The following is a 17,495-nucleotide window of genomic DNA, read 5'->3' on the forward strand; positions in this document are numbered from 1 at the left end:
ATTAAGTCAAAAACCTTGAGCTATCTCCAATCTAAGATAAAAATTTAAAATTTTATTTTAAATCGATTATTTCTTGATTATCCAGCGTAACCGCAGGGCTCATAGTAAGTGAAAGCGATGCATGAGTTACGTATCTGCCCTTCGCAGTCGCCGGCTTATGCTTATTTATGGTTTTAATAAACGTCGTAAGATTGTCTAAAAGCTGCTCTTTGCTAAAGCTAGCCTTGCCAAGGCCTGCGTGGATATTTCCCTGCTTATCGACGCGGAAATTTACCTGTCCGCCCTTAGCGTTTTTAACGGCCTGAGCGACATCCATCGTAACGGTTCCGGTTTTAGGATTCGGCATAACGCCTTTTGGACCGAGAATACGACCTACTTTACCAACTAGTCCCATTAAATTTGGAGTGGCAATAAGAACGTCGAAATTTATATTTCCTTTTTGAATCTCTTCGATCAGATCATCGGCACCCACGATATCGGCACCTGCTTCGCTAGCCTCGCTAGCTTTTGCGTCTTTTGCAATCACGGCTACTCGAACACTCTTGCCAGTACCGGCAGGTAAAACGACCGAGCCGCGCACCATCTGATCGGCATGTCTCGGATCTACGTTCAGTTTAAGAGCGATCTCCACCGTCTCGTCAAATTTAGCAGAAGCTAAAGTTTTTACCGTGCTTACCGCTTCGTCTACGCTATAAATTTTATTTACGTCAACTTTTTTTAAAAGTTCGTTGAATCTTTTTGAATTTTTTGGCATATATTTCTCCGCAATTAAAGTGCTACCGCTTTTTTAAACCTTAGCGGTCAAAAGGTCTAGTCAGTGACCGTAATACCCATAGAACGAGCCGAACCCGCTATGATCCTAGCCGCCTGCTCTCTATCCTTAGTATTCAGATCGGCGATCTTTTTCTCGACGATCTCTAAAACTTGAGCCTTAGTTAAGGATGCTACCTTCTTTTTAAGAGGGTTGTCCGAACCTTTATCTATCTTCGCCGCCTTTTTGATCAAATCTGTCGCAGGCGGTTGTTTAGTGATGAAAGTAAAGCTTTTATCGGCATAAACCGTGATGATAACAGGAATATTGAAGCCTGCCATATCTTTGGTTCGCTCGTTAAACGCTTTGCAAAATTCCATAATATTAACACCCTTTTGACCTAGCGCAGGACCTACCGGCGGGCTTGGATTTGCTTTTGCGGCCGCTATTTGCAGCTTGATTTCGCCAACAACTTTCTTAGCCATAAATTTACTCCTTATAAAATTTAAATAATCTTTTCAACTTGCGAGTATGAAATTTCAATCGGCGTGCTTCGTCCGAAGATCGAAACATTAAGGCGAAGCTTGCCGTGGATCATATCATACTCTTCTACGATGCCGTTGAAATTAGCAAAAGGTCCGTCGACGATCCTAACCGTCTCTCCGTCTTCAAAATTTATCTTCGGCTTAGGAGCCTCGCGATTATTGATCTTTTCTAGAATTATTTCGATATCTTTTTCCGGTAGCGGAGAGGGTTTTTTCGCCTCGCCGATAAAGCGACTGACCTTAGGCAGCATCTGAATTCTATGCCATAAAGTGGTATCCAAATCTAAATTTGCAAAACAATACCCTGGATATAAGCTACGCTCTTTAATGATTTGCTTTGTATTTTTGACCTCTATAACATCTTCGGTAGGCACTAGCACTTCGCCGATCTTAGTCTCAAGCGCTTCGTCTTGCTTTAGCGCTTCTATTGCGCGCTTTACAGCCATCTCGCTGCCGGCGTAAGTTTGTATCGCATACCATTTATTTGCCATATTACGATCCTTACTTAGGCCGTTATCAAAGCGGACATAATCAGATCCACTAGCGCTAAAAACAGTGCGATAACTACGACTACGACGACCACAGAGATATATGCTGTTTTAGTCTGATCTTTAGTCGGGAAAATTACCTTATCTAACTCTACTTTTGCTTGTTTATAATACTCTTTTACTTTTTCCATACCCAATCCTCGTGGCAGGGCAAGAGGGATTCGAACCCCCAACCATCGGATTTGGAATCCGGCGCTCTACCGTTGGAGCTATTGCCCTATAACAATTAGCCTTTTAACTTTACTTCTTTATGAAGCGTATGCTTTTTTAATCTAGGGCAATATTTTTTAAGTTCTAGTTTTTCGGTCGTAGTTTTGCTATTTTTATAAGTAGTATAGTTGATATCGCCACTTTCGGAGCATTTTAATCCGACCTTTACTCTACTTGAATTCTTTGCCATTTGGTTTCCTTGAATAAAAAAGCAAGCGGAATTTTAAAATTCCGCTTGCAAAAAATTAAGCGATGATTTTCGAAACGACGCCTGAGCCTACAGTATGACCGCCTTCGCGAATCGCGAAGCGAGTACCTTGCTCAAGAGCGATCGGAGCGATTAGCTCAACGGTGATTTTAACGTTATCGCCAGGCATTACCATCTCGGTCCCCTCAGGAAGAGTAATCGAACCGGTTACGTCTGTAGTACGAACGTAAAACTGCGGTCTATAATTATTAAAGAATGGAGTATGGCGTCCACCCTCTTCTTTAGTTAGGATATAAACCTCACCCTCAAATTTAGTATGAGGAGTGATTGATTTAGGTTTGCATAGAACCATACCGCGCTCTACTTCCTCTTTCTTGGTGCCGCGCAATAAAACGCCTACGTTATCGCCAGCCTCACCCTGATCCATCTCTTTTCTAAACATCTCAACGCCGGTAACGGTAGTAGTTTGAGTAGGTTTAATACCTACGATCTCGATAGTATCGCCAACTTTAACGATACCTTTTTCGATTCTACCGGTTACAACGGTACCGCGACCGGAAATCGAAAAAATATCTTCGATCGGAAGAAGGAAATCTTTGTCGGTATCGCGAACAGGGGTTGGAATATAGCTATCAACCGCATCCATAAGCTCCATAATCTTTGCAGACCATTCGCCGTCTTGTCCGGCTTTCGCTTCCTCAAGAGCCTTAAGAGCAGAGCCCTTAATGATTGGGGTCTCGTCGCCAGGGAATTTATACTCTTTTAAAAGATCTCTAACTTCCTCTTCAACTAGCTCTAAAAGATCCGGATCATCGACCATATCGGTTTTGTTTAGGAAAACTACGATATAAGGAACGCCTACCTGGCGAGAAAGCAAGATATGCTCGCGAGTTTGAGGCATAGGACCATCCGCAGCAGAGACAACTAAAATAGCGCCGTCCATCTGCGCCGCACCAGTAATCATATTTTTTACGTAGTCGGCGTGGCCAGGGCAGTCAACGTGAGCATAGTGACGTTTCTCGGTCTCATATTCGATGTGAGACGTAGCGATAGTAATACCGCGCTCTTTTTCCTCTGGAGCGTTGTCGATATTGTCGTAGTCTTTTAGCTCAGCTAGACCTTTCCTGGAAAGAACAGCAGAAATAGCAGCTGTCAAAGTAGTCTTACCATGGTCAACGTGACCGATGGTACCAATGTTTACGTGTGGCTTGTTACGATTAAATTTTTCTTTAGCCATCATATCCTCCGTTATTGATTTGTGGATTACACAACAAACTAAGCGACTCTATTTTATGGAGCTCATAGCGGGACTTGAACCCGCGACCTCTTCCTTACCAAGGAAGTGCTCTACCTCTGAGCCATATGAGCCTAAACTCAGGCAAAGAGAAATCGCTACCAATACCCAACAATGCGACCAAAATTTAGATTATGTAAGCATATAAAAGCAGTTAAGTTTTACAGCTCCCAGTAAACCTAAATGGTGGAGCGGGAAACGGGGCTCGAACCCGCGACCCTCAGCTTGGAAGGCTGATGCTCTAGCCAACTGAGCTAATCCCGCATCAAAAATTCATGGTGGTGAGACGTGGATTCGAACCACGGAAGGCAAAGCCAGCAGATTTACAGTCTGCCCTCGTTGGCCACTTGAGTATCTCACCCTTTGATGAAATCTGGTCAAACACTGTTACAAAAAATGGAGCTGGTGGACGGGATCGAACCGCCGACCCACTGCTTACAAGGCAGTAGCTCTACCAGCTGAGCTACACCAGCATTTTGAAATTGAAGTGGCAATTATAACCGAAAAATCCCCAATTGTCAAGGCTAAAACAGCCTATTTTAAAATTTCATAAAATTTCTGCTATAATGCGCCCGATTTTAAATTTTAAGGAATTTTATATGAAAATCGTACCTTGGATCATAATAGTTTTTATGATTTATTTGATTTATTATTTTATCTCCCGCTCTGAAAAGCGTCTAAATACCCTTGAAAAGCGCCTAAATAAGATAGAAGAAAACTTAAGCGAGCTAAAAAAGGCTACCGAAGCCAACAGGCTTTTGATTGAAGAAGCAAAGCTAGACTCTGAAGATGACGAAAAAGAGCAAGAATAAAATTAAATTTAAAGCCCCGATCTCGCTAGCTTGGCCTTTTTTGCTAAATATCTCGTGCTAAAAATTGTGAGTATATTTTATGCATACTTTGGCATTTTTGAAAGAAATTTTGCCGCAATGTCAGAACCGCGAAGTGCAAAAAGCTCATACATAACTACTTCTTAAATTTTACGAAATTTAAAATTCGCGCCTTAAGCCTGCTCCGCCAAGCAAATCCACGCAAATCAATAAATCAAAATTCTAGCTATTTGCTCACAGCACAAATTCCATGAGAATTTTAAATAATGCCACATAAAATTAAAATTCTGCCAAAATCCATCCCTCAATTCAACTTCTTAAAATTTTGCGCAAAATCGCTCAACAAAATTCTAAACCACAAAATTTTAGTATTTAAAATCATATTGCTCAATCCCCCGTAGCAACAAAATCTATGGGCTTGTCACCGTGCACCGCTTCAGCCTACTTTGTCCAAAAGCCCAAAGACGCAAACCGCAACCTTTACAAGCTAACGATAAAATTTAATCATAATTTTTAAAAACCAAAATTTAAAAAGCACAGAATTTTACCCCAGGATTTGAATTGAGTAAAAAGCTAACGAAATGCAGGAATTTCACAAATGTTAAATTTTATCCATTGGAATTTTCCTCACTCATAAGCGCTTCAGCGATGAGCTCTAGCGGATTTATGCACCTTATCTGCGAGCCACTTAAAGAAAGCGAATTATTTAGCTGCATCCTGCACGCACTGCACTCGGCAGAAACTACGCGCACGGGTAGATCCGCCATTGCGCGCGCCTTAGCTAATCCCACTGCGCGCGCGAGCTCGTAACGCTCGGTCTGCATCGTCACACCGCCAAATCCGCAGCATTTATTAGGCTCATCCATCTCGGTTATTTCGTAGTTTTGAGCAAGCAAGCCGCGCGGCTCTTTCCAAATACCCTGCATTTTGCGGGCATGGCACGGATCGTGATAGGTAATCGCTAAAGCCCTTTTGCCGCGGCGCATCAAAAGATCACTTAAGTTTGTAAATTTATAAAAGTATTCGCTCGCCATAAAAATTTTACTCGCAAGCTTTTGCGCACGGGCTTTCCATTGCGGCTCATTTTCAAAAAAATGCGCGTAATCCACCCGCAGCATCGCAGAGCACGTAGCCTCGGGCACGATAATCGCATCAAGAGCAGGCATGACTTTTTCGAAATATGCTATATTAAATTTTGCCACGCGTTCAACCGCCGCAAAATCTCCCGTAAAATACGCAGGAGCGCCGCAACAGGCTTGTTCCTTCATCAAATTTACGTTTAGCTTTAGCGCTCGCGCGATATGTAAAACCGCCTCGCCTACGCCCGTGTAAGCGTAGTTTGCCATGCAGCCTATAAAAATTCCGATAGTTTTTTCGCCGCCGTTGTCGATAAGCTCTGCGTGAGAGTTCATAAAGCTCTTTTTCGCAGGAGCAGGCAACAAGCGCTCTTTTTTAAGTATTGGTAAGCCAAATCTAGGCGACATAGAGCTTTGCGTATCTTTTCGCATCTTAAAGCCACAGCTAAGAAACACGTATCCAAGCGCTGCTGCTAGATCCAGCGCTTTGCGATGCCCGAGCAGCCAAAACGCAGCTTTTTTGTACCACGCGATGCCAAATTTTTCCGCAATGCGCGCGCGAACATTCTCGATTGCCGTATCTATGGGCAAAGACTCGCCGCAAATATCTACGCAGTTGGTGCATAAAAAGCAGCTTTCAAAAATTTTCTTAGTGTTTTTATCAAGCTTTAGCTCATTTCTGCCGTAAGCGCCCAAAAGATCCACAAATCCGCGCGGGCTCGTTACTTCATCGCCGTTAATGCCATGAATCGTGCAGACTTGGATGCATTTACCACATTTTACGCAACGCTCGCTAAGTGCCGCAAAATCGAACGCTCCAAGCTTTGCCTTACTCATAGCCGCGCCGCTTAAACGGTTTTAGAAAAGCGCTTTTCGCCCAAATTTTTACCCATATACTCATCAAAGCACATCGCGATATTGCGGATCAAAAGCGTGCCGGTAGGCGTTACTGAAATTCTATGCGGCGAGACTTGTACGAAATCCTTTAGCGCCTCAAGCTGCTTTAGGCTCGCGCCGAAATGCTCGAAAAATTTTATCTTAAATTTCTCCTCGATCGCCTCTATATCTACGCAAAAATTACTCATCAGCCCCATAATCACCTCTTTGCGCAGCAGATCCTCTTCATTTAGCAAAATACCCTTGCAATACGGTAGTCTGCCCGCATCGATCGCGGCTTCGTAAGCGTCCATATCTTTGAAATTTTGCGCGTAGTGGCGCACGCCCTCGCCGATGCTAGTTAGCCCGATGCCGATCAGATCGGCGCCGCCCTTGGTCGTATAGCCCTGAAAATTACGGTGCAGCGAGCCGTTTTTAAGCGCGGCGTGAAGCTCGTCCGCGGGCTTTGAGTAGTGATCCATACCGATCATCTCGTATCCGTTCGCGCTCAAAAAATCGTGCGTAAATTTTAAAATTTCAAGCTTCACTTTAGGCTCCGGCAGGGTCGTTTCGTCAAATTTACGCATAGATTTTTTGATCCACGGCACGTGCGCGTAGTTAAAGATCGCAAAGCGGTCCGGATCAAGCGAAAGCGCAAGCTCCAGCGTGCGCTTAAAGCTAGCTAGGCTCTGATACGGAAGACCGTATATCAGATCCATATTTATCGATTTTATCCCCCTCTCGCGCGCCATAGCTATGACATCCCTCGTAAGCTCGAAAGGCTGGATGCGGTGGATCTCCTTTTGTACGCGCTCGTCGAAGTCCTGCACGCCGTAGCTTATGCGGTTAAAGCCGTTTGAAACGAGCACGCCTAGCTGCTCGGCGTTCAAAAATCGCGGATCGATCTCGCAGCTAATCTCGGCTTCGGAGCTGAAGTTTTTAAAATACTTTTTGATATTTTTTATGTGGCGCGCAAGCTGTTCGGCGCTAAAATATGTAGGCGTGCCACCGCCGAAGTGCATCTGCACGACCTGGCGCGAGCCGTCCACGACGCCGCTTAAAATTTGCATTTCGCGCTCGATATAGTCCAAATACCGATCCATCTTGTCGCGCTTGCCGGTGTAGATTACGTTGCAGCCGCAAAAATAACAGGCGGAGCGGCAAAACGGCATGTGAAAGTAAAGCGACAGGGGCGTAGAGCTTTTTTGATTTTTCAGCTCGTTTAGATATCCGTCGTAGCTGAAGTTTTCGCTAAATTCCAAAGCGGTCGGATAGCTCGTGTAGCGGGGTCCGGGGCGCGAAAATTTCGCGTAAGCGTCGAAGTCTATACTATTCACGGCCGCCCGCCTTGGTTTTTATAAGCTCTTCAATGTCGATGAAAAGGTTTGGATGCAGGCTTTTCACGCGCGAAACGACGGCATCTACGTCTAAGCTTAATCTTTTCGCATTCGGATTTGCGCCCGTAAGCCTTCTGATCTCGTCCATGCACACGATCCACGCGTCGCCGAAATCCACCGGCGTATGCTGCAAAATCGAGCGCTCAAGCTTGAGATTAAAATTTTCCTGCATCGCGTTTTTGGTCGCGGCGATGAGATTTGCAAGCGATTTTATCGAGATCATCGTGTGCACTTCGTTATTTTCGTCGATGCCGAACCACGGCTCCTCGTCGCTCCACGAGCCGCTTTTTAAAGTGAGTTTTTTCTCGTTGTCCTCGCCCTGTGAAATTTCAAAAACCGTCCTTTTCGAGCTATCCAGCCCGAAAAATTCGCTCGCTTTGTCGATCTTTTTTAGCGCTTTCTCTTTTTCTTCCATGCTTTCTCCTAAATTTACCTTCTTTGATCCAGCCAGACCATAACGCCCTTTTGCGCGTGCAGGCGATTTTCCGCCTCTGCAAAAATTTCATCCGCGTGCGCTTCAAACACGGCCTCGCTCACCTCGTATCCGCGATACGCCGGCAGGCAGTGCAAAAAGATCGCGTTTTTTTCAGCCAGAGCCATTAAGCTTTCATCCACGCAAAAGCCCGCGAAATCGCGAATTCTTTGCTCCTTTTCGGCTTCTTGCCCCATCGAAACCCAAGTATCGGTCGTCACGACGTTTGCGCCCCTTACGGCTTCTTTTATATCGTTCGTTATTAAAATTTTAGCGCCTGAAATTTCGGCATTTTGCCGCGCCTGCGCCAGTATCTGCGGATCGACCTCGTAGCCCACGGGCGTCGCTACTCGCAGCTCAAAGCCAAGCTTGCTGGCAAGCATGAGCCACGAATGCGTCATATTGTTGCCGTCGCCCACGTAGGCGGCTTTTATCTTTGGAGTTTCAATACCGCGCTCCACGATCGTCATTAAATCCGCCATTAGCTGCACGGGATGAAATTTATCGCTTAGCCCGTTTATCACCGGCACGCGGCTAAATTCCGCAAGCTCTATTAACGTCTCGTGGCGATTTACGCGCGCCATGATTAGATCGCACATTCGCGAAATCACGCGCGCAGTGTCTTTGATCGGCTCACCTCGCCCGAGCTGTATGTCGCGACTGCTCAAAAACAGCGAGTGCCCGCCGAGCTCGTTCATCCCCACGTCAAAGCTAACGCGCGTCCTAGTCGAGCTTTTTTCAAATATCATCGCTAATTTTTGATCTTTCAAATACGGCTTAAAATTTCGCGCCTTAGCCTCTTTTTTAATCTCAAACGCTAAATTTAAAATTTCGATTATCTCGTCTTTGCTAAAATCGTTTAACGTAAGAAAGTGCCTCACATTGCTCCTTTTTGGTTAAATTGTACACTGTTTTCGCTTACGTAGCGTTTTATTCGGCTTTAAAATTTTAAATTTACGCTACGTGCCGCGAAGTAAATTTCAAAAACCAAGTCTCGCTGCTGCTGCGAAATTTTAAAATTCCAAAATTTTTAAAATTTTACCTGCGCGAATTTAAAATTTCCGCGATCTCTTTGGCGTGATAGGTGATGATCATATCCGCGCCGGCGCGCCTTATACCTATCATCGTCTCCATCATCACGCGCTCATAATCGATCACGCCCGCCTTTTTGCCCGCCTGCAGTAGCGAGTATTCGCCGCTTACGTTATATGCACATATCGGCAGCAGCGTGCGCTCCCGCAGGTCTCTGATTAGATCCAGATACGCAAGCGCGGGCTTTATCATCAAGATATCCGCTCCCTGCGCCTCGTCCTGCAGGCTTTCGTTGATCGCCTCAAATCTATTTGCGGGATCCATCTGGTAGCTGCTGCGATCGCCAAAACTAGGCGCTGATTCCGCCACGTCGCGAAACGGCCCGTAATAGCCGCTGGCAAACTTGCTCGAATACGCCATAATCGGTAAATTTTCAAATCCGCCGTGATCGAGCGCCTCTCTCAAGGTAGCGATAATGCCGTCCATCATGCCGCTGGGTGCGATCATATCCGCGCCTGCTTTGGCGTGGATGAGTGCCTGCTGCGCCGAAATTTCAAGCGTCGCGTCGTTATCCACCGTCTGATGCACATGATCGATGATGCCGCAGTGCCCGTGGTCGGTGTATTCGCAAAAGCACAGATCGGTGATTACTAATAAATTTGGAAATTTAGCCTTTATCGCGCGCAGCGAAGTCGCGATGATGCCGTCCTCGCTTAGCGCGTCCGAGCCGATGCTGTCCTTTAGCGAAGGAATTCCGAAAAGTAAAATTTTATCTAGTCCTAGCGACAAAAGAGCCTCGCACTCTTTTAAAATTTCATCCAAGCTCATCTGAAATACGCCGGGCATCGAGGCGATCTCCTTTTTGATGCCGCTTCCTTCCACCACAAAAAGCGGATAGATTAGAAAGCGGGTTTGCAGATCGGTTTGTCGCACCAGATCCCTAAGCGCGGGGTTTATTCGTAGTCTCCTAAATCGTTTAAACATTATTTTTCCTTTTTTAGCTAGAATTGTGAGATTTATAATATCACAATCGGAGTAAATTTAAGCATGGATATAAAAATTTCAGAGGTCGCAAATCTCCCCTCCCGCTTCGGAAGCTTCCGCGTTCAGTCGTTTAAGCAAGGCGAGAAAGAGCATCTAGTGATATTTAAGCAACCTTTGGAGGGCGTCGTAAACGTGCGGATCCACTCGGAGTGCCTTACCGGCGATGCGATCGGCAGCCTAAAGTGCGACTGCGGCGAACAGCTCGAAGCGAGCTTAAAATATATCGAGGAGCACGGCGGCATGGTGATCTATCTGCGTCAAGAGGGGCGCAATATCGGACTTTTTAATAAAATCAACGCCTACGCGCTGCAAGATCAGGGCCTCGATACGATCGAAGCAAACCATCAGCTCGGCTTCAAAGCGGACGAGCGAACCTACGAGATCGTGGATTTCATACTCGCTCATTTTGGAATTTCGCGCATAAATCTGCTTACGAACAACCCGCAAAAGCTGCACGATCTGAAGGTAGAAGTGGTCGCGCGCGTGCCGATAATCATCACGCCCAATAAATTTAACGAAAACTATCTGCGCGTCAAAAAAGAGCAGATGGGGCATCTGCTGTGAAGCTTGCGCCGAGCGAAAACTTTAACAAACAGATCGCTAAATTTAAAGCCTGTCTGCAAAAATTTAACCGCGTCCATAGCCTCACGAATTACCACGATTTGGACGCGGTGGTGCGCGACAGCCTAAGCGGAGCGAATTTCATACCGCGCTATCCGCGCATCGCGTGCGACATAGGCTCGGGAGCTGGCTTTCCCGGGATATTTTTGGCGCTCGCGCTGCCTCTGTGCGAGTGGCATCTGTTTGAGCCAAATCAAAAAAAAGCGGCGTTTCTAACCTACGTGAAGGTTAGTCTTGCGCTAGCTAACGTAAAAATCCACGCCGAGCGCGTGCAAGACGGCGCAGAGCTGCGCGCCGATCTGATAAGCTCGCGAGCGCTAATGAGCGCGCGAAGCTTAATTGAAATTTGCCGCGGCTTTTACGATCAAAACACGACGTTTTTGCTCTACAAAGGCTCGGGCGCAGAGGCGGAAGCGGCGGAATTCCGCAAGGAATTTGCAAGCGCGCGCTGCGAAATTTTTAGCGATGAAAATGCTTTGAAAAATAGAAAATTTTTAGTGATCAAAGGGGTGAAATAATGGGAAAAATTCTAGCCATAGCCGTCATCGCGGCGCTCATATATTTTTTGATAGCGCCTAGATTTCGCGTAAAGAAAAAGGACGATGCGACCGAGCTTTTGGCGTGCGACGAGTGCGGGACGTACTTTAGCAACGACGAGCTTGCTCTGCGCGACAAAAAGCGCCTTTGCAAATCCTGCGAAGCCAAACTAAGGGGCGGCAAATGATCATCCTAGGCCACGCGCTCGTACCCTACGAGCCGCTGTATCTCATCAAAAACGGCGACGAAGTTTTCAAATACGACAATCTGCTCTTTAAATTTAACGACAGGCTCATCTCCGCGGCGCAAAAGGTGCAGAAAAAATTTAGCGTTATTACGAATGATATAAATGAAATTTTACTCGCAAACGGCGCAGGCGCGCGCTTCATCGTCGTGGATAAAAAATCCGCCGCGGCCGCGCAAAAGCTAGCCAACGATTATCTTTTCGACGCCAAGATCGCGATGTTTATCGGCTCTGCGCGGGCGCTAAAAAACCTCTCGGAGCTCGGAATCGACGCGGCAATCTTTAAAGACGCGATCGCAAACGCGCCTAAATCGCTACTTGCAAGCATCGGAGATAGCGTAGGCTTTAAATTTCACTTCGGGCTTCCGAAAAAAGATGAAATTTTCGGCGGCGCGCAAAAGCTCGCGGATAAAATTTCGGCTCTGGATAAAAAGCTAAGCGCGCCCGCAGCCGGTAAAAATGACGATATCTGGAAAAAATAGCAAAATCCTAAGCGAATTTGTTCGCGGGCGTAAAATTTTTATGACTCATGCAAATTAAAATTCCGCGCGAAATTTTGCCTAGCCTCGCGGCTTAGAATTTAACGCGAATTTCACCCGCTTACGCGGATCGGAATTCTACGCGGAATTTTGCCCTCTTTCGCAAATTATAATTCTGCGCGAATCCCACGCGTCCTCTGCGAAATTCTCTCGCTTACTCAATTTAAAATTTTACCCGCTCGGATATATTTAAATTTTACGTAGAATTTCGCCTGGCCTCGCGGCAAGAAATTTCAAAAAGAATTTTATCCTCCCGCGCGATGCGAAATTTTACTAAATTTTCTACGCGCGATATAAAATCTACGTAAATTTTACTCGCGCAATTAACGTAAATAAAATTCTGCCTCTGCCTAAGCTTCATAGAATTTTGTAAAATTTTACTTACAGAACGATATAAATTCCTAGCCATTATTTTAAAATTTACTCGCGTTTTAGCTGCTTTTATGCGCGCGGTAAGGATTTTTTAAAGCTAAAATTTTATATAATTATGCGTTTCAAAAAGGCATATTTTGAGTACTAAATTCTTTCTAGCGATCCTTGCGATAGGCGTTATAATGGGGCTTTGCGCAGGGCTCTTAAACTTCGGCATCAACGAAATTGAAACTTTTGCTTTCGGGCATAATGATGAGGAATTTCACATTATCACAGAGCAAACCACTGCGCTTAGGCGCTTTCTTAGCGTCCTCGCAGCCGGCGCAATCGTAACTTTAATTAGAATTCTGCTAATAAGACTAAAACCTTTTTTAAACGTATCTTCAATGATGGAGGGGCAAAATCCGCCGTTTTGGCAAAATTTAATCCACTCAGTTTTGCAGCTCGTAGCCATCGCCATGGGCGCACCGGTAGGCAGTGAGGCTGCTCCGCGCGAGCTGGGCGGCTTGTTTGCGGCTAAAATTTGCCGCGCCTTAAATATCGGCGGAGATGAGCTTCGGCTATTTGTCGCATGCGGCGCGGGAGCGGGACTAGGTGCTGTATATAACGTCCCGTTAGCGGGCGCGCTTTTTAGCCTAGAAATTTTGCTTAAAAGCTTCGATACTCGAGCGATTTTGTGCGCCTTTGCTACTAGCGCGGTGGCTACAGCTACAGCAGAATTCGGAGCTTCAAAAGAAATTTATTACGTAGTTTCAAACTTCGCCCCTACCCCGCAAAATTTACTCGCAGCGGCTCTAATTGGGCTTGTCACGGGGGTCGCGGCGAAATACTTTCAAGACGGGGTGCGCTTGTGCGAAAAGCTGCGCATAAAAAGCCTCAAAATCGCGCTTACACTGCCACTTGCGTTTTTACTTACCGCGGCGATCGGCGCATACGTGCCTGAAATTTTAGGTAACGGACGCTCCGCAGCGCAGTTTGCTTTCGACTCCACATCCTTTAGCCCGTATTTGCTTGCGATCTTGCTTTGCAAGGCATTTTGCATTTTGATGATCTTTCGCTGCGGCGGATATGGCGGTACGCTAACGCCAAGCTTCGCGCTGGGCGCAGTTTTGGGGCTATGCGTTGGATTTGCGATCGGCGAAATTCTACCTATTAGCCTAAGCGCAGCGGGGGTTTGCGGAGGGGCTGCCTTTTTAGCGATCAACTTAAACGCGCCGCTTTGCGCCTTTGCCCTAAGCGCTGGATTTTGCGGGCTAAATATAAACTCATATTCGGTCGTCGTTTTTAGCATCGTATGCGCCGTGATCGCTAGAAATTTACTGACGAAAAATTTAGCGTAGTCGCGACGCTTATAATTCATACGCTGCAAATATGAATAGGCGGGCGCGGCGATGATGGTCTGAAAACCTGCTGTCGCGCATAGAGTAAGCGCGGTAGGTCACAACATTGGGCTAGGTCGGAGCCGTAAGGATATGCGCATAAGCTGATCGTTGGTAAATTTAAGATAAAATTTCGCCACTTTAACCAAAGGAGAAAACATGGGTTTACTTTCATTCGTAGCCGAAGCAGGCAAGAAACTACTAGGTCTAGGCGATGACGCCAAATCCGTAAAAGACGAGATCGCCACCAATCTCAGCTCGACGCCGGTAGAGGGGCTAGAGGTCGAGGTGCAGGGCGACACCGTCAAAATCAGCGGCAACGCCGATAAGGAAACTCTCGAAAAAGCAGCCCTCATCGCGGGCAACACCGCAGGCATTAAAAACGTGCAGATCGAGGGCATTAGAGAGGATAGCGCCGAGAACTACTACACTATCGTAAAGGGCGATAACCTATCTAAAATCGCGAAGAAATTCTACGGTGACGCGAATAAATACAAGGTTATTTTCGACGCCAACCGCGAGGTTATCAAAGACGCGAACCTCATCTATCCGGGGCAGAAGATCAGAATTCCAAAAGCTTAAGCTCGCTTTTGAATGCTGCGGCTTAGTTTTGTAAGCCGCGGATTTTACGTTTTACGAAGTGCGGTTTTGCAAACTGGCGGCGCGAGCGCTGTTTTTGCGGGGCGTGATTTTAAGCTGGCTGTGCGGCGCAGCGCGACTTTGGCGAGCTAAATTTTACGAGTTAGCGAGGCGGCGCGGTTTTACAGACTGACAGCGCGAGCGCGGTTTTTTGTGGAGCGTGATTTTGAGCTGGCTGTGCAGCGCAGTTTTTAAACTATGATTTTATGAACCGATAGCGCGGCATGATTGTGTGAGCTATGGATTTTACAGACTGCAGACTTACGAGCCGCGGATTTGTTTTTGCGAGACGGGTTTTGATTTTAAGCCGTAGGGTGGTTTTACGAGCCGTACTGCGGCGGATAGTGGATTATCCGCCGCGCTTGCGCGCTGCCATCCTATTTGAGAACATATAAAACGCTTTGAAATTCTATTTATAAAGAGCTAAATTTGGATAAATTTGAAATCGGCGCTACGCTAAAAAAGACCGAAACTAGGGATTACGACAAATATCCGATAATCATCAAAGACAACGCGATAGAGATGATAAAGCTATACCTGCCGTTTCTATTTCTTTTAGATATTATTTCATACCTCTCTCCATATAGGCACCCTGGAGAGCTAACCAGGCGGCCAAAAGAGCTCGGAAGTTGCTATATTAAATTTAAAAATTCCGCCATAGAGTATTTTTCTACGAAGAAGAATTTAGTCCTGCTCGAAATAAAATTATCAAATATAGTGGGGATAAAACGAACCTTTGGGCCTTCCCAACCCCAATTGCCGACAATCACAAAAAAGTTTGTAATTAGCGTCGTTATGATCTACTTCGTTTTGATGTCTACGGTTTTTTACTTTAAGGGCTATGCGATAGCCCCATTCATAGTGCCGATAGCATTTGGGCTCGGCATGCTTCCATTGCTAATTTTTAGGATAATAAACGGGCTAGGGCTTGGACTGGATATGCTAAGCGGCGATAGTTTGATTATCTTTGATAAGCATTTCATTATCGACGCCTCGATTTTAACGAGCGGCGAATACAAGGAGCTAAAAACCTATTTTCTATTAAAAACGGGAAAAAATTTAGATAAAATTCGGCCGCAAATTTTTATATAAGCTAGGAGTAAAGAGCAGGTTTTAGACGTAAAGCAAAAATTTGATAAGCAGCTAAGCGATAAATATTTAGAAAATAGCCTCGTATGAAATCAAAATTTAATAAAGACCTAGACGCGCCGAATTATCTTTTAAGAGTTAAAAATTTTTAGTAAAAATACCGCTCAAATTTTATTAAATCCAAATCCTCACGTTCAGTTTTAAAATTTTAACGATACTCAAAAAGTTTAAAATTTCGCTCTTTATCTCGCTTGCGGGGTCGCGGCGCAGCACACTTTCATAGACGCTAGGCTCGAAATTATCGCGCCCGGTGTGCACGAAAATATGGATCCGCCGCTCTCTGATGCTCGCCCAGATCTGCGCCCCGAGCGCATCGCCCACCGCCAAAAATCGCTCCATAAATGCAGGCGTTAGCACGTACATCGCGTTTTGCGGCTCGTCGCTAAGCACCTTGTAGCGCGCGGCAAACTCCACGTTGTCCATCGCAACGGGCTTTAGACCTACGTGCTGTTTATTTTGCATCTCGCGCGGATAGATGAAAACGGGCGCGATAATGCGCTTGTTAAATTCCGCTACGAAAAACGCCCCCACGAGCTCGTGTTGCAAATTTTGATGAAAAAAGCTCACGTCGCTAAACTCAAAGCTCACCCCCTGCCACGCGCCGCCCACGCGGTCGTTGCCGCGCAGATTTTCGATGAATTCGAACAGATCGCTCTGCACCACGCGCCAAAACGGCACGCTGCTGTAGGAGACGTATTCGTAGCCGAGCTCGCGCACGAAAGGCGCCAGATAGTGCTGCTTGTAGCTTTGGCGGTACCGCCCCGTAAAGATATCTTGCATGCTTTTTACACCGAGCGCGTAAAGTCGCGTCGCTAACCACGCCCCAAGCGCCAGCGCGGTCAGGCCTATCAACGCTTGCGGAAAGGCTGCGGAGTATTTGAAGATCAAAAACGAGATCGCGACCGCGCCGAATTTCAAAATATTTTCCGTGCCGATGAGATCCTTTTGCCAGCCGTTTAGATGCACCTCTTTAAGGCTCACGGCGAGCGAGGCGACCGCCAGCAGCATAAGCATCGTCGCGCTAAGGCTCTGTGCGCCCTGCCTATATGCAAAATACGCGATAGCGCCGAACACCGCAAACAAGGCGATCGTGCTTACGACGACGATAAACTTTAGCTGCTCCACGTGCTTTTTCGCGTCCAGTCGCAGGCGCTCCAAATCGTAAATAGTCAAAATTTCGCCCTTCTTTAAATTTGCCACAATTTTAGCAAAATTCTAGGAATTTTGGAATTTCAAAGCTCACTCGTCCGCACATAAGGCGGATTTTTATATGAATTTCGCACAGCACCCTAAATTTAAGGATAAATTCAAAACTCTAAGCTTAAAATTCCGCCCTAGCGGGGCGGCGCGCAGAAGTGTAATTTCGCATAAAAGCGTCGCTAAATTTCGGCACGCGGAAGTTAAATTCCAAGGCATAAATTTGCTACGTAGAATTTCAAAGCGGGATTTCCTAGCTAAATTTTTTAAAAGCAAATTTTAGTAAAATTTCACGACGCGGAATTTCAAATTAAAATTTTGCAAATTAAATTCCGCAAAGTAAAATTTAAGGCGAAATCTTGCGCCAAAAACGCCGCTGCACGCAAATCAAATCATGGAGCAAAAATGAGATATATTTTCGGGCCCGTCGCCTCGCGTAGGTTCGGGTGCAGCCTAGGTATCGATCTGAGCCCGCAGCGCAAGCAGTGCAACTTCAACTGCGTCTACTGTGAGCTGGGCGCGGGCAAGCCGGTGA

General features: G+C 46.1%; 22 protein-coding genes, 5 tRNA genes and 1 pseudogene. 10 read left to right on the plus strand and 18 right to left on the minus strand.

Going from position 1 to position 17,495, the window contains the following annotated elements; all coding sequences use genetic code 11:
• Positions 1 to 52: 52 nt before the first annotated feature.
• The 11 genes from rplA to Q0614_RS00315 form a co-directional block, all read right to left on the minus strand.
• A complete protein-coding gene (gene rplA, locus Q0614_RS00265) occupies positions 53 to 754 on the minus strand; it encodes a 50S ribosomal protein L1 (protein WP_291939398.1) in 702 nt (233 codons plus the stop codon).
• Between the two features lie 56 nt (positions 755 to 810).
• Entirely contained in the window at positions 811 to 1,236 is a 426-nt protein-coding gene (gene rplK / locus Q0614_RS00270) for a 50S ribosomal protein L11 (protein ID WP_005872629.1), read from the minus strand.
• 20 nt (positions 1,237 to 1,256) lie between these two features.
• Entirely contained in the window at positions 1,257 to 1,787 is a 531-nt protein-coding gene (gene nusG / locus Q0614_RS00275; RefSeq protein ID WP_298785696.1) for a transcription termination/antitermination protein NusG, read from the minus strand.
• Between the two features lie 14 nt (positions 1,788 to 1,801).
• A complete protein-coding gene (gene secE, locus Q0614_RS00280; RefSeq protein ID WP_005872632.1) occupies positions 1,802 to 1,975 on the minus strand; it encodes a preprotein translocase subunit SecE in 174 nt (57 codons plus the stop codon).
• Positions 1,976 to 1,987: 12 nt separating this feature from the next.
• A tRNA-Trp gene (locus tag Q0614_RS00285) sits at positions 1,988 to 2,063 on the minus strand.
• A gap of 7 nt (positions 2,064 to 2,070) precedes the next feature.
• Positions 2,071 to 2,244, minus strand: a complete 174-nt coding sequence (gene rpmG, locus Q0614_RS00290; protein WP_005872634.1) for a 50S ribosomal protein L33 — start codon at positions 2,242 to 2,244, stop codon at positions 2,071 to 2,073.
• Between the two features lie 55 nt (positions 2,245 to 2,299).
• Positions 2,300 to 3,499: an elongation factor Tu gene (tuf, locus tag Q0614_RS00295; protein WP_040304280.1), complete on the minus strand. Its 1,200-nt coding sequence runs from the start codon at positions 3,497 to 3,499 to the stop codon at positions 2,300 to 2,302.
• Positions 3,500 to 3,555: 56 nt separating this feature from the next.
• Positions 3,556 to 3,630: transfer RNA gene (locus Q0614_RS00300), tRNA-Thr, on the minus strand.
• A gap of 113 nt (positions 3,631 to 3,743) precedes the next feature.
• Positions 3,744 to 3,820, minus strand: a tRNA-Gly gene (locus Q0614_RS00305).
• 12 nt (positions 3,821 to 3,832) lie between these two features.
• A tRNA-Tyr gene (locus tag Q0614_RS00310) sits at positions 3,833 to 3,917 on the minus strand.
• Positions 3,918 to 3,953: 36 nt separating this feature from the next.
• Positions 3,954 to 4,029 (minus strand) — tRNA-Thr (locus tag Q0614_RS00315).
• Between the two features lie 126 nt (positions 4,030 to 4,155).
• On the opposite strand from Q0614_RS00315, the gene Q0614_RS00320 reads away from it, so the two are divergent.
• Positions 4,156 to 4,368, plus strand: a complete 213-nt coding sequence (locus Q0614_RS00320; protein WP_298785697.1) for a hypothetical protein — start codon at positions 4,156 to 4,158, stop codon at positions 4,366 to 4,368.
• Positions 4,369 to 4,994: 626 nt separating this feature from the next.
• On the opposite strand, the gene Q0614_RS00325 is transcribed toward Q0614_RS00320, so the two are convergent.
• The 5 genes from Q0614_RS00325 to hemB all read right to left on the minus strand — a co-directional run bounded on the left by Q0614_RS00325 (position 4,995) and on the right by hemB (position 10,223).
• On the minus strand, positions 4,995 to 6,299 hold the full coding sequence (locus tag Q0614_RS00325; protein WP_298785698.1) for a (Fe-S)-binding protein: 1,305 nt from the start codon (positions 6,297 to 6,299) through the stop codon (positions 4,995 to 4,997).
• 11 nt (positions 6,300 to 6,310) lie between these two features.
• Positions 6,311 to 7,675, minus strand: coding sequence for an oxygen-independent coproporphyrinogen III oxidase (gene hemN / locus Q0614_RS00330; protein WP_298785699.1), 1,365 nt, complete (start codon positions 7,673 to 7,675; stop codon positions 6,311 to 6,313).
• Positions 7,668 to 8,150, minus strand: a complete 483-nt coding sequence (locus Q0614_RS00335) for a DUF2603 domain-containing protein (protein ID WP_297949864.1) — start codon at positions 8,148 to 8,150, stop codon at positions 7,668 to 7,670. The genes hemN and Q0614_RS00335 overlap by 8 nt, the downstream gene beginning before the upstream one ends.
• 14 nt (positions 8,151 to 8,164) lie before the next feature.
• Positions 8,165 to 9,088 carry an ornithine carbamoyltransferase gene (argF, locus tag Q0614_RS00340; protein ID WP_298785702.1) on the minus strand — a complete coding sequence of 308 codons (924 nt, stop codon included), beginning with the start codon at positions 9,086 to 9,088 and terminating at the stop codon, positions 8,165 to 8,167.
• A 157-nt stretch (positions 9,089 to 9,245) separates the two neighbouring features.
• Positions 9,246 to 10,223 carry a porphobilinogen synthase gene (gene hemB, locus Q0614_RS00345; protein ID WP_298785703.1) on the minus strand — a complete coding sequence of 326 codons (978 nt, stop codon included), beginning with the start codon at positions 10,221 to 10,223 and terminating at the stop codon, positions 9,246 to 9,248.
• Positions 10,224 to 10,286: 63 nt separating this feature from the next.
• On the opposite strand from hemB, the gene ribA reads away from it, so the two are divergent.
• The 4 genes from ribA to Q0614_RS00365 are packed head-to-tail and all read left to right on the plus strand — an operon-like array spanning position 10,287 to position 12,167.
• Positions 10,287 to 10,847 (plus strand): GTP cyclohydrolase II, encoded by a 561-nt coding sequence (gene ribA, locus Q0614_RS00350; protein ID WP_297905488.1) that lies wholly within the window; start codon positions 10,287 to 10,289, stop codon positions 10,845 to 10,847.
• Complete coding sequence (gene rsmG / locus Q0614_RS00355) at positions 10,844 to 11,422, plus strand: 16S rRNA (guanine(527)-N(7))-methyltransferase RsmG (RefSeq protein WP_298785704.1); 579 nt, start codon at positions 10,844 to 10,846, stop codon at positions 11,420 to 11,422. The genes ribA and rsmG overlap by 4 nt, the downstream gene beginning before the upstream one ends.
• Positions 11,422 to 11,628: a hypothetical protein gene (locus tag Q0614_RS00360; RefSeq protein ID WP_298785705.1), complete on the plus strand. Its 207-nt coding sequence runs from the start codon at positions 11,422 to 11,424 to the stop codon at positions 11,626 to 11,628. The genes rsmG and Q0614_RS00360 overlap by 1 nt, the downstream gene beginning before the upstream one ends.
• Positions 11,625 to 12,167 (plus strand): hypothetical protein, encoded by a 543-nt coding sequence (locus Q0614_RS00365; protein WP_298785707.1) that lies wholly within the window; start codon positions 11,625 to 11,627, stop codon positions 12,165 to 12,167. Before Q0614_RS00360 ends, Q0614_RS00365 begins: the two co-directional genes overlap by 4 nt.
• Before the next feature lie 253 nt (positions 12,168 to 12,420).
• Here Q0614_RS00365 and Q0614_RS00370 read toward each other — a convergent pair whose 3' ends face one another.
• Positions 12,421 to 12,633, minus strand: coding sequence for a hypothetical protein (locus Q0614_RS00370; protein WP_298785709.1), 213 nt, complete (start codon positions 12,631 to 12,633; stop codon positions 12,421 to 12,423).
• 100 nt (positions 12,634 to 12,733) lie between these two features.
• Between Q0614_RS00370 and Q0614_RS00375 the strand changes: the two genes are divergently transcribed.
• The 3 genes from Q0614_RS00375 to Q0614_RS00385 all read left to right on the plus strand — a co-directional run bounded on the left by Q0614_RS00375 (position 12,734) and on the right by Q0614_RS00385 (position 15,706).
• A complete protein-coding gene (locus Q0614_RS00375; protein ID WP_298785710.1) occupies positions 12,734 to 13,936 on the plus strand; it encodes a chloride channel protein in 1,203 nt (400 codons plus the stop codon).
• Between the two features lie 198 nt (positions 13,937 to 14,134).
• A complete protein-coding gene (gene lysM, locus Q0614_RS00380; protein WP_297895404.1) occupies positions 14,135 to 14,557 on the plus strand; it encodes a peptidoglycan-binding protein LysM in 423 nt (140 codons plus the stop codon).
• Between the two features lie 486 nt (positions 14,558 to 15,043).
• Positions 15,044 to 15,706: a hypothetical protein gene (locus Q0614_RS00385; RefSeq protein WP_298785711.1), complete on the plus strand. Its 663-nt coding sequence runs from the start codon at positions 15,044 to 15,046 to the stop codon at positions 15,704 to 15,706.
• A 171-nt stretch (positions 15,707 to 15,877) separates the two neighbouring features.
• On the opposite strand, the gene Q0614_RS00390 is transcribed toward Q0614_RS00385, so the two are convergent.
• Positions 15,878 to 16,936, minus strand: a complete 1,059-nt coding sequence (locus tag Q0614_RS00390) for a DUF3137 domain-containing protein (RefSeq protein ID WP_298785712.1) — start codon at positions 16,934 to 16,936, stop codon at positions 15,878 to 15,880.
• A gap of 97 nt (positions 16,937 to 17,033) precedes the next feature.
• Between Q0614_RS00390 and Q0614_RS00395 the strand changes: the two genes are divergently transcribed.
• A complete protein-coding gene (locus tag Q0614_RS00395) occupies positions 17,034 to 17,243 on the plus strand; it encodes a hypothetical protein (protein WP_298785714.1) in 210 nt (69 codons plus the stop codon).
• A 122-nt stretch (positions 17,244 to 17,365) separates the two neighbouring features.
• Positions 17,366 to 17,495: pseudogene (locus Q0614_RS00400) on the plus strand (radical SAM protein); the annotation flags it as partial.

The sequence above is a fragment of the uncultured Campylobacter sp. genome (assembly GCF_937997595.1).
GTDB lineage: Bacteria > Campylobacterota > Campylobacteria > Campylobacterales > Campylobacteraceae > Campylobacter_B.